This is a genomic window from Nocardiopsis salina YIM 90010 (assembly GCF_000341025.1).
Lineage (GTDB): Bacteria > Actinomycetota > Actinomycetes > Streptosporangiales > Streptosporangiaceae > Nocardiopsis > Nocardiopsis salina.
Window position 1 is genome coordinate 1 of sequence record NZ_ANBF01000149.1, and the last position, 11,700, is coordinate 11,700.

The window sequence follows — 11,700 nt, forward strand, 5'->3', positions numbered from 1 at the left end:
TCCTGCTGCTCAGCCTGCTCGCCCTCGCGGTGGCCGGTTGGCGCATGGGCCTCTTCGCACTCCTGACACTGACCCTGGTCGCTTCGGTCAGCCAGTGGGACAACGCGATGGACACCCTCGGGCTCGTCCTGGTGGCCGCGGCGATCGCCGTCGTCATCGCGATCCCCATCGGTGTCCTGGCCGCCTACAACGACACCGTCAGCAAGGTCGTCAAGCCGGTCCTGGACCTCATGCAGACCCTGCCGGCGTTCGTGTACCTGATCCCCGCGATCTTCTTCTTCTCCATCGGGGCTGTTCCCGGTGTCGTCGCGACCATCGTCTTCTCGATGCCTCCCGGCGTGCGCCTCACGGAGCTGGGCATCCGCCAGATCGACAAGGAGCTGGTCGAGGCGGGTGAGGCCTTCGGCGCGTCCAGCCGCAAGATCCTCACCGGCATCCAGCTCCCGCTGGCTCTCCCGACCATCATGGCCGGTGTCAACCAGGTCATCATGCTCGGCCTGTCCATGGTCGTCATCGCCGGCATGGTCGGCGCCGGCGGCCTGGGCAGCGACGTCTACCAGGGCATCACCCGCAACGACGGTGCCCTCGGCTTCGAGGCGGGTATCGCAGTGGTGATCCTGGCGATCTTCCTGGACCGCCTGACCGTGGCAGTGACCAAGAACGGCCCGCAGTCGCGGGCCGCAGCCTGACCCACCCCGCCAAGCCCCGCACAACCGAATTCCCTGAGGGAAGGATGCCCAGATGTACAGCCGTAAGCGCATGATCGGGCCGGCTGCGGCCGGCATGGCAGGTGCTCTGATGCTCTCCGCGTGTGGCGGTGACGGACAGGACCTGACCGGTGACGACAACGGGGCTGCCGAGGACGCCCAGTCCATCGACATCGCGCTGATCGCGTGGGAGGAGGCCATCGCGGTCACTGCCATGTGGGAGGTGATCCTCGAGGAGAAGGGTTACGACGTCAACATCACCGAGGTCGACGTGGCGCCCGCCTACCAGGGTCTGGCCCAGGGCGACATGGACCTGTACCTCGACACCTGGCTCCCGGTGACCCACGAGGAGTACTGGGAGGACTACGGCGACGACCTCGAGGACCTCGGTGTCTGGTACGACAACGCGGTCCTGACGCTGACGGTCCCCGAGTACATGGACGAGGTCGACGAGATCCCGGACCTGGTCGACCACGCCGACGAGCTCGACAACCGCATCGTCGGCATCGACCCGGGTGCCGGTCTGACCCGTGTGACCGAGGAAGAAGCGATGCCGGGTTACGGCCTGGAGGACGACTTCGAGCTGGTCACCTCCTCGGGTGCCGCGATGCAGGCCGAGCTGGCCGCCGCGATCGCCGACGAGGAGCCCGTCGTGGTGACCCTGTGGCGTCCGCACCCGGCCTACGCCGAGCACGACCTGAAGGACCTCGAGGACCCCGAGGGCCTCATGGGCGAGGCCGAGGAGATCCACGCCCTGGGACGTGACGGTTTCGGCGAGGAGTTCCCGTCCCTGTCCGGCTGGATCGAGGGATGGGAGATGAGCGACGACGAGCTGTCCGAGCTCGAGGTCCTCACCCTGGACGAGTACGAGGACGACCCGCAGGAGGGCGCCCGCGTCTGGCTGCAGGACAACCAGGAGTTCCTGGACCGCACCCTGGGCGAGGACGCCGAGGGCCTGGAGTTCTGATCCCGCTCCCGCGCCGCATGTGATCCACAGGACCCGGTTCCCCTTGCCAGAGGCCGTGGGGAACCGGGTCCTCCTGTGTCCGGAAGACCCCCGGAATCCACTGCCACCCCCCGCGCCCCCCGTGAACTGTCCCCTGACGATAAGGAACCCCAGATGTACAGCCGTAAGCGCATGACCGGGTTGGCAGCCGCCGGTATGAGCGGTGTTCTGCTGCTCACCGCCTGCGGTGGTGACGGCCAAGACCTCACCGGCAGCGAGGACGGCGGCGGTGAGGACGCCCGGTCCATCGAGATCGCGCTCGTGCCCTGGGAGGACGGCATCGCGGTCACCGCGCTGTGGGAGGCGGTCCTGGAGGAGAAGGGTTACGACGTCGAGATCACCGAGGTCGACATCGCCCCCGCGTTCCAGGGGCTGGCCAACGGCGACGTCGACCTGTTCCTCGGCATGTCCTACCCGCTCACGCACGAGGAGTACTGGGAGGACCACGGCGACGACCTGGAGAACCTCGGGCCCTGGTACGACAACGCGTCCCGGGTCCTGGCGGTGCCCGACTACGTCGACGAGGTCGACTCGATCACCGACCTGCTCGACCACCCCGAACTGTTCGACAACCAGATCGTGGGCATCGACCCGGGCGCGGGCCAGACCCGACTGATGCAGGAGGAAGTCATCCCCGGGTACGGGCTCGGCGATGACTTCGAACTCGTGAACTCCTCCAGCGCCGCGATGCAGGCCGAGCTGGCCGGTGCCATCGCGGAGGAGGAACCGATCGTGGTGACCCTGTGGCACCCGCACCCGGCCTACGCGCAGCACGACCTGAAGGACCTCGAGGACCCCGAAACGCTCCTGGGCGAGCCCGACGGGATGCACTCGGTCGGGCGCGACGGCTTCTCCGAGGAGTACCCCGCCCTGGCCGGGTGGCTCGAGAACGCGCACATCGAGGACGACGCCTTCGCCGAGCTGCAGGTGCTGACGGTGCACGAGCACGAGGACGACCCGGTCGAGGGTGCGCGCGAGTGGCTTCGCGACAACCCCGGCTTCCTCGAGGAAACCCTGGGCGAGGACGCAGAGGACCTGGAGTTCTAGGGGCTGTTCGGCGGGCGCCTTCCGTCGCTCCGACGGGCACCGCGCCGCCGGGCGTCCGCCGAGGGCGGTGCCGGGCGGCGCGGTGGGCCGGCGTTCGGCGGACAGGTCCTGATCCCCCCGTCCGGACGGAGCATCCGGACGGCCATCCCCTTAAGGAAGGAACCCCACGATGTACAGCCACAAACATCTGACCGGGCTCGCGGCCGCCGGAATGAGCGGCGCCCTGCTGCTCACCGCGTGCGGCGACGGCCAGGACCTCACCGGCGAGAACGGCGAGGCCGCCGAGGACGTCCAGGAGATCGATCTCGCGATGATCGCCTGGGACGACAGCATCGCCGTGACCTCGATGTGGGCGGTGATCCTGGAGGAGAAGGGCTACGACGTCGACATCACGGAGATCGACGTGGCCCCCGCGTTCCAGGGCCTGGAGAACGGAGACATCGACGCCTACCTTGGTGTCTGGCTTCCGGTGACCCACGAGGAGTACTGGGAGGACTATGGCGAGAGCCTCGAGAGCCTCGGTGTCTGGTACGACAACGCGGTCCTGACGTTGACGGTCCCCTCCTACATGGAGGACGTCGACGAGATCCCGGACCTGGTCGACCACGCCGACGAGTTCGGGAACCGGATCGTGGGCATCGACCCGGGTGCCGGTCTGACCCGTGTGACCGAGGAAGAAGCGATGCCGGGTTACGGCCTGGAGGACGACTTCGAGCTGGTCACCTCCTCCGACGCCGCGATGCAGGCCGAGCTGTCCTCCGCGATCGCCGAGGAGGAACCCGTCGTCGTCACGCTGTGGCGCCCGCACTCCGCCTACTCCCAGCACGACCTGAAGGACCTCGAGGACCCCGCCGCCTACATGGGCGAGGCCGAGGACCTGCACGCCGTGGGCCGCGAGGGCTTCCGGGAGGACTACCCGGCCCTGACCGGCTGGATCGACGAGTGGGACATGAGTGACGCCGAGCTCGCCGACCTCGCCGGCCTCACCCTGGTCGAGTACGAAGACGACCCGAAGGAGGGTGCGCGCGAGTGGCTCCGCCAGAACCCCGATTTTCTGGAGCTCACCCTGGGTGAGGACGCCGAGGGCCTGGAGTTCTGACGCCGGTCGTCCGAGCCTGCACAAGAACGCGGGCCGCCTCCCGGGTGGGAGACGGCCCGCGTCGTCGTGCAAGGGCCGGCCTCGGGTCAGATGCCGTAGTAGCGCCCCTGGGCGCCGCCCTCGTGCCCGGGGTTGATCTGCGCCCGGCGGGCATCGCGCCGGGGCAGGGCGTAGGCGGCCACGAGGCCGCCGATGAACCCGAACAGGTGGGCCTGCCAGGAGACCCCCGGGTACTGGGGCAGTACGCCCCAGATCATCGTCCCGTAGAAGAGGACGACGCAGATCATGATGACGATGTCGACCGTCTTGCGTTCGATGACTCCGCGCAGGACCGTGTAGCCGAAGTAGCCGAAGACGAGGCCGCTGGCCCCGACGGTGAGGCTGTAAGGGGTGCTGAACAGCCATACGCCCACGCCGCTGACCACGATGATGATGAGAGTGGTCAGCAGGAACCGACCCAGCCCGCTGAAGGCGACGAGCGAGCCCAGGACCAGGAACGGCAGCGAGTTGCCGATGAGGTGTTCCAGGTTCCCGTGCATGAACGGCGCCGTGAACACGGTCCAGGGTGAGTCGAGGTCCCAGGCGCGCAGGCCGAAGGCGCGGTCGAGGTGACCGAACATCAGGAAGCTGTCGATCAGCTCGAACACCCACATGGCCGCGAGCATGCCGGCCACGGTCAGGATGGCGGTGATTCTGGACTCCTTCACGCCATCGAGGGTAGAACACGCGACTCGGGTCGAGCATGCCCATGGGGTGTGTGTGGCGCGATGGGCCGATGTGTTGGGGAAAGCCCGGGATGAGCGTTCTGTTCCGACAGCCCGGGGGCTTCCTCAGCCCCGGGTGAGGGAGCGGTCGCGCGGCGGGATCCCGGCGGCGGCCATGAACATCTCCACCCGGCCCGGGTCGGTCATGCCGGTGAGTGGCAGGTGTGAGCGGGCGGTGCGCCGGTTGCGCAGCGACGGGAAGCGCATGGGGCGCCCGGTGGTGTCGCACAGGCCGAGAGAGCGGATGCGCCCGGGGAGCACGTGGTAGGAGCCGATCTGCTCGGGGTCGAGGCTGACGGTGTACCGGCCGAGCGTGTAGCGGAACTCCTGCTCGTCGAACTCGAGCACGGGTGCGTTGATGCGGTGGCCGTGCACGGCCAGGGCGCAGCCGATGGCGACGAGGAGGGCGGCGAGCACGATGCTCGCCCAGTGTGCGGGGGCGAGCACGGTCGTGACCACCGCGAGTACGAGCATGGTGTAACCGGACCACAGCTCCACGTGTTTGCGGCCGACAGGGCAGACCATGCGGACTGTCTCGGGCACGACACAAGCCTCTCTCGGTGGGGCGCTGAGCGGGGGCGGCAGCGGGGGTCCTGTCGCGATCCTATCGGCTCGGGCGGTACGGCATCCCGGGTTTCGGACATCCAGGACGCTCGATTGCGGTCGCCGGCCCCGGCGCTGCCCGTGTGAACTAAATGCCCTTGTGGGGCTTATGTCTGGTTTTCCCTGTGTCACTATTCGGCGTTGTTCCGTGAGAAAAGGCCGGTCGAGAAAAAGTCAGCGCTGTTTACGCAAGGGTCCGGAGAAGGGTTTTCCCGCGTTGGCCGAATCCGGTCGGGTGCGGTGATCGATTCCCTGTTGGCCTGCGTAAACGCTGTTGTGGATGCGGGTCCGAGGGTGTGTGTCGACATCCGCGCCCCGAGAACCGCGGGCGGGTTGCGGATGGGTCACGAAACCGGCATTGGGGCTATACAGACATTTCGCTGAATGGTGTTGTATGCGACTAATCGCCTAAGTTCGGCGGGGTGCAGAAGCAGCGCCCTCGCCGCGAGCACGGCTCGTCTCACGGATCAAGGGTGTCTCCAATGCACAAACGCAGGAAAACGCTGGCGCTGGCCGCGGCCGCCTCGTCGGCCGTGCTGGTCGCGAGCGGCTGCTCCGGTGAGGGCGGCGACAGCGGACCCGACGAGGTCACCTGGGTGATCAACAGTCTCCCGGGCGCCTGGCAGAGCATCAGCCTCGCCGGCGGCAGTGTCTACAACGTCCAGATGCTGTCCGGGACCATCCCGTTCACGGGGCAGTGGAACCCCGAGGGCGAGTACGAGTTCAACATGGACGTGCTCGCCGAGGAACCCGAACTCCTCAACGACGACCCCGACGAGGGCCCGTTCGAGTGGCAGTTCACCTTCAACGAGGACGCCGTGTGGAGCGACGGCACCCCGATGAGCGGTGAGGACCTGCGTGCCACCTGGATGATGGCGGCCACGCCGGGCGAGGAGCACTGCAACGGCTGCGACAGCCGCGGCGGTATGAGCGAGGACAAGATCGAGGAGATCGAGACCGACGGTCAGACCGCCACCGTTCGGTTGAAGGAGGGCCTCGCCGACCCCGAGTGGGAGAGCACCTTCGACGCCCACAGCACCTCCGGTGGTTTCCTGCCCGCACATCTGGCCGAGGAGAACGGCTGGGACATCGACGACCCGGACGAGCTCGGCGAGTACTACGAGTGGCTGCACTCCACCATGCCCGAGTGGTCAGGCGGCCCCTTCCAGATCGTGGAGGGCGACCTCGAGAACGAGGTCATCAAGGAGCCCAACCCCGAGTGGTGGGGTGACGAGCCCGGCCTGGACCGCATCACGATGCAGTTCAACGACGACGAGGGCACCTTCCACAACGCCTTCGTCAACGGCGAGATCGACGGCGGCAGCCCGGCCGACTACAACGAGGACGTCTTCACCCAGATGGAGGAGACCGACAACGCCGTCACCGACATCGACGAGGGCGAGACCTGGGAGCACGTCGACTTCAACATGGGGGTCGAGGAGTTCGACGACGTCGAACTGCGCCGGGCGATCTTCACCGCGATCGACCGCGACGACATCGCCAACCGCAACTTCGGCGCCGGGTTCCCCGAGTACGAGCTGAAGAACAACCACATGTTCGCGAGCGACAGCGAGTACTACGTCGACCACTACGAGGGCGAGACCCAGGGAACCGGCGACATCGAGGCCGCCCGGGAGATCCTCGATGAGGCCGGGTACGAGCTCGAGGGCGACCAGCTCACCCTCGACGGCGAGGACATCGGTCCGTTCCGCCTGCGCAGCACCGACACCGACGTGCGCAACACGTCGGTCCAGCTGATCCAGAGCCAGCTCGCCGAGATCGGTATCACCGCCAACATCGAGATGACCGACGACCTCGGCGCCATGACCTCCGAGGCCGACTACGACATCATCCAGTACGGCTGGTCCGGTTCCCCCTGGTTCGCCACCAACCCCGAGCAGTACTGGCACTCCGGGAGCGGCAGCAACTACGGCAACTACGAGAACGAGGAGGTCGACGAGCTGACCGAGGAGGTCACCAACGCGACCGACCTCGACGAAGCCGCCGACAACGCCAACCGGGCCATGGAGATCCTCGTCCCGGACGCCTACGTGATGCCGATCATGGCGGAGCCGAACTACTTCTTCGTCGACGAGCAACTGGAGAACGTGCACGACAACCTGAACTCCAGCTACCGCGCCACGTACAACATCGGTGAGTGGGCCCTGGCCGACCAGTAGGCCCTGTCCGCCAGGTTCCACGCGGCCCGGCCCAGGAACACCCCCGCCTGGGCCGGGCCGGTCCTCGTCACCCCGAAGGATCACACCCATGCTCGTTTACACGGTGCGGCGGATCCTGGGCGCGATACCCGTCCTCGTCCTCGCATCCCTTCTCACGTTCGTGATGATCGACGTCTCCGGAGACCCCCTCGCCGAGCTGAGGATGGCGACCCCGGCTCCCACGGAGGAGGTCATCCAGCAGGAGACCGAACGCCTCTACCTGGACCGGTCTAGCCCTGAGCGCTACTGGCTCTGGATCACCGGTATCGGTGGAAACGGCGACATCGGCCTGCTCCAGGGGGAGTTCGGCCCCTCGACGCAGGGCCAGCAGTACGAGATCGGCCCCGCCATCGCCGAACGGCTCTGGACCACCCTGCGCCTCGTCGGCATCGCGATGATGCTCGCGCTGGGCCTGGCGATCATCGCCGGCTGCGTCAGCGCCATGCGGCAGTACTCCAAGCTCGACTACACCCTGACCTTCATCGGTTTCCTCTGCCTGGCCATGCCGACCTTCTGGCTCGCCGGCATCGTCCAGGCCTCCGGCGTGGAGCTCAACCAGCTCGTCGGCGGACAGGTCTTCAACACCATCGGCGACGGCCGGTACGACGCCGAGGGCCAACCCCCCTGGGACCAGTTCGCCAACGCGTTCGCCCACATGGCCCTGCCCACCATCGTGCTCATGCTGACGAGCTTCGCCCAATGGAGCAGGTACCAGCGCACGTCGATGCTGGAGGTCCTCAACAGCGACTACGTGCGGCTGGCCCGGGCCAAGGGTCTGCGGAACAAGACGGTGATCCGCCGCCACGCACTGCGGACCGCGCTGATCCCGCTGACCACCGTGTTCGCGTTGGGCGTCGCCGGCATCATCGACGGCGCGATCCTGACTGAGACGGTCTTCCAGTGGCGCGGTCTCGGCGACTTCTTCATCACCGCCGTGGAGAACAACGACTCCTACGCGCTGATGGGATGGCTGTTGCTGAGCGGCGTCCTGGTCATCCTGGCCAACCTCATCGCCGACCTCCTGTACGGCGTGCTCGACCCGAGGATCCGCTATGAGTGACAACGGCACGCCCACCACCTCGCCCGGCAGGGCCGCGCAGCGGTCGGCGGCCGACCGCACCCAGCTCCAGACGATCGTGATCCGGTTCGTCCGGCACCGTCCCGCGATGATCAGCCTCTTCCTGCTGGCGGTCATCACAGGGTTCGCGTTCATCGGGCCGCTGATCTGGAAGTGGGACCACACGGTCTCCACGGAGATCCTCAGCAACCAGCCGCCCGGCGGCGATCACCCGCTCGGCACGTCCTCGGCCGGCCACGACGTGCTCGGCCAGCTCATGCGCGGCGCCCAGCAGACCCTCAAGGTCGCCCTGACCGTCTCGCTGTCGGCCACCGCGTTCGGCTCCCTGTGGGGCGCCACAGCCGGCTACTTCGGCGGACGGACCGACGCGATCATGATGCGGGTCGTGGACGTGTTCCTCATCGTCCCGCCGCTCGTCGCGGTCGCCGCGTTGTCCGGCAACACCAGCGGAGGCACCACCTGGGCCACCATCGCGGTCATCATCGCGCTCTTCTCGTGGGCGCAGATCGCCCGTGTGGTGCGGGGCGTCGTGCTGTCCCTGCGGGAACAGGAGTTCGTCGAGGCGGCCAAGGCCTCCGGCGCATCCGCCCCGTGGATCATCATCCGCCACCTGCTGCCCAACGCGGCGGGCCCGATCATCGTCGCCGCGACACTGCTCGTGGCGATCGCGATCCTCATGGAGGCGGGGCTGTCCTTCCTCCAGTTCGGGATCCAGCTGCCCGACATCTCACTCGGCCAGATGATCGGTGAGGCCCGCACGGCGGTCTCCACCCGGCCGTGGACCTTCTACCCGCCGGGTGTGCTGCTGGTGCTGATCTGCCTGACGATCAACTTCATCGGCGACGGCCTCCGGGACGCGCTCGATCCGAAACAGACCAGGGTGCGGCGATGACGACAGAGAACACCATCACCACGGACACGGCCCTCGAGGTCGACGCGCTCAGCGTCACCTTCCCCTCCGACGACGGGCCCCTGCCCGCGGTCCGCGGGGTCTCCTACACCCTGCGCCGGGGGGAGGCCCTGGGCATCGTGGGGGAGTCCGGGTCGGGCAAGTCGGTGACCTCCATGGCGGTCATGGGCCTGCTGCCCAAGAACGCGAAGGTCGAGGGCTCTGTCCGGCTCATGGGCGAGGAGATCCTCGGGCTGCCCGACAAGGCCATCAGCGAGGTGCGCGGGCAGAAGATCGCGATGATCTTCCAGGACCCGCTGACCTCCCTCAACCCCGTCTACACGATCGGGTACCAGATCGCCGAGGCGGTGCTCGCGCACAACGCCGTCGGCAAGCAGAAGGCGTGGGAACGCGCGCGCGAGCTGCTCGAGATCGTGGGCATCCCCTCGCCGGACCAGCGGCTGCGCCAGTACCCGCACGAGCTCTCCGGCGGAATGCGCCAGCGTGTGGTGATCGCGATCGCGATGGCCAACGACCCGGACGTCATCATCGCCGACGAGCCCACCACCGCGCTGGACGTGACCGTTCAGGCGCAGGTGCTGGAGGCCCTGCAGTCCGCGCGCCGGGAGACGGGTGCGGCTCTGGTTCTCATCACCCACGACCTGGGTGTGGTCGCCGGCCAGGTCGAACGGGTCGCCGTCATGTACGGCGGGCGCATCGTGGAGTCCGGGCCGGTGGAGGAGGTCTTCTACCGGCCGCGCATGCCCTACGCACTCGGCCTGCTGGGTTCCCTGCCCCGGTTGGACGAGGAACGCGCCGAGCGGCTCACCCCGATCCTCGGCACCCCGCCCTCCCTGGTGGCCATGCCGCAGGGGTGCACGTTCGCGCCCCGCTGTCCCATGGCGCGGGAGCAGTGCCACGAAGAGGAACCGGTGCTGCTGCGCACCCTCGACGGCGGCGACCGGGTGCCCGCACAGCCGGGCGACTCCGTCGCCCACGTCGCGGCCTGCCACTTCAGCGACGAGCTGCGCGCCGAGACCCGGCCCGAGGACCTCTTCCGGGCCACGGCCGCGGACACCGAGGGCGTGGAGACGGTGGAGGAGCTCGACGGGGTGGAGGCACAGGTCGCCCGGGCCGCCGAGGGGGCCCCGAGCGCCGGCGGTCCGGAACCGGAACCCGAGGTGCTGCTGCGGGCCGAGGACCTGGTGAAGAACTTCCCGATCCGGTCCAAGGGCCTGCTCAAGCGCAAGGTCGGCGACGTCCAGGCGGTCTCCGGGGTCTCCCTGGAGCTGCGCGAACGCGAGACCCTCGCACTGGTGGGGGAGTCCGGGTGCGGCAAGTCCACGACCGCGCGCATGCTGCTCAACCTCGTGCGATTGACCTCGGGCGGTGTCAGTTACCTGGGCAAGCCGCTGCAGGGGCTGTCGGACAAGCAGATGCGGCCGCTCCGCCGCGACCTGCAGATCGTGTTCCAGGACCCGTTCGCGTCGCTGGACCCGCGGATGACGGTGGCCGACATCATCGCCGAGCCGATGCTGATCCACCGCACCCGCAACGGGGACGCGAAGAAGCGGGTCAAGGAGCTGCTGGAGCTGGTCGGGCTCAACCCCGAGCACGGGTCCCGGTACCCGCACGAGTTCTCCGGCGGGCAGCGCCAGCGGATCGGGGTGGCCCGGGCGCTCTCCCTCAACCCGAAGGTGCTGGTGCTGGACGAGCCGGTCTCGGCCCTGGACGTGTCGATCCAGGCGGGTGTGATCAACCTGTTGGAGGACCTCCAGGAGGAGCTGGGGCTGTCGTACCTGTTCGTCTCGCACGACCTGTCGGTCGTCAAGCACATCGCCGACCGGGTGGCCGTGATGTACCTCGGCAAGATCGTGGAGACCGCCACGACGGAGCAGCTGTTCGAGGCGCCCGCGCACCCGTACACACAGGCGCTCATCTCGGCGATCCCGCTCCCGGACCCGGTCAAGGAGCGCACGCGCGAGCGCATCGTGGTCACCGGTGACGTTCCGAGCCCGGCCGAACCGCCATCGGGGTGCCGGTTCCGGACGCGGTGCCCGAAGTTCGCGAACGAGCTGTCGGAGACCGAGAGGGACAAGTGCGTCGACCAGGTTCCCGAACTGAGGGAACGCGGATCGGGGCACCGCGACGCCTGCCACTACTCGGAGGTGGTCGAGCTCCTCTGAACGGAGGGTGACCGGAACCGGGCGACCGCCCATCGCGTTCGAAACGGGGACAAAACGGCGCGCAAGCATGGCGCACGCCCGGTTCCGGCGGTACCTTCGTGG

The 11,700-nt window shown here is 68.1% G+C and carries 10 protein-coding genes; 8 read left to right on the forward strand and 2 right to left on the reverse strand.

Annotation, left to right across the window (positions count from 1 at the left end):
• From D474_RS0116510 to D474_RS0116525, 4 genes are all read left to right on the forward strand, one after another.
• The coding region (locus D474_RS0116510) for an ABC transporter permease (RefSeq protein WP_017614650.1) at window positions 1-689 on the forward strand (689 nt) is incomplete at its 5' end.
• A gap of 52 nt (window positions 690-741) precedes the next feature.
• Window positions 742-1,674, forward strand: coding sequence for a glycine betaine ABC transporter substrate-binding protein (locus D474_RS0116515; RefSeq protein ID WP_017614651.1), 933 nt, complete (start codon window positions 742-744; stop codon window positions 1,672-1,674).
• 153 nt (window positions 1,675-1,827) lie between these two features.
• On the forward strand, window positions 1,828-2,760 hold the full coding sequence (locus D474_RS0116520) for a glycine betaine ABC transporter substrate-binding protein (protein ID WP_017614652.1): 933 nt from the start codon (window positions 1,828-1,830) through the stop codon (window positions 2,758-2,760).
• Between the two features lie 169 nt (window positions 2,761-2,929).
• Window positions 2,930-3,859 carry a glycine betaine ABC transporter substrate-binding protein gene (locus D474_RS0116525; protein ID WP_017614653.1) on the forward strand — a complete coding sequence of 310 codons (930 nt, stop codon included), beginning with the start codon at window positions 2,930-2,932 and terminating at the stop codon, window positions 3,857-3,859.
• 86 nt (window positions 3,860-3,945) lie between these two features.
• Here D474_RS0116525 and D474_RS0116530 read toward each other — a convergent pair whose 3' ends face one another.
• Both D474_RS0116530 and D474_RS0116535 read right to left on the reverse strand, forming a co-directional pair.
• A complete protein-coding gene (locus D474_RS0116530; RefSeq protein ID WP_017614654.1) occupies window positions 3,946-4,566 on the reverse strand; it encodes a rhomboid family intramembrane serine protease in 621 nt (206 codons plus the stop codon).
• 123 nt (window positions 4,567-4,689) lie between these two features.
• Window positions 4,690-5,166: a hypothetical protein gene (locus tag D474_RS0116535; protein ID WP_026118553.1), complete on the reverse strand. Its 477-nt coding sequence runs from the start codon at window positions 5,164-5,166 to the stop codon at window positions 4,690-4,692.
• Window positions 5,167-5,708: 542 nt separating this feature from the next.
• On the opposite strand from D474_RS0116535, the gene D474_RS0116540 reads away from it, so the two are divergent.
• The 4 genes from D474_RS0116540 to D474_RS0116555 all read left to right on the forward strand — a co-directional run bounded on the left by D474_RS0116540 (window position 5,709) and on the right by D474_RS0116555 (window position 11,598).
• The gene (locus tag D474_RS0116540; RefSeq protein WP_017614656.1) at window positions 5,709-7,406 is read left to right on the forward strand and encodes an ABC transporter family substrate-binding protein; all 1,698 of its coding nucleotides are present in this window, start codon (window positions 5,709-5,711) and stop codon (window positions 7,404-7,406) included.
• A gap of 88 nt (window positions 7,407-7,494) precedes the next feature.
• Window positions 7,495-8,505 (forward strand): ABC transporter permease, encoded by a 1,011-nt coding sequence (locus D474_RS0116545; RefSeq protein WP_017614657.1) that lies wholly within the window; start codon window positions 7,495-7,497, stop codon window positions 8,503-8,505.
• Window positions 8,498-9,415 (forward strand): ABC transporter permease, encoded by a 918-nt coding sequence (locus D474_RS0116550; protein WP_017614658.1) that lies wholly within the window; start codon window positions 8,498-8,500, stop codon window positions 9,413-9,415. Before D474_RS0116545 ends, D474_RS0116550 begins: the two co-directional genes overlap by 8 nt.
• Window positions 9,412-11,598, forward strand: a complete 2,187-nt coding sequence (locus D474_RS0116555) for an ABC transporter ATP-binding protein (RefSeq protein ID WP_017614659.1) — start codon at window positions 9,412-9,414, stop codon at window positions 11,596-11,598. The genes D474_RS0116550 and D474_RS0116555 overlap by 4 nt, the downstream gene beginning before the upstream one ends.
• Window positions 11,599-11,700 lie beyond the last annotated feature (102 nt).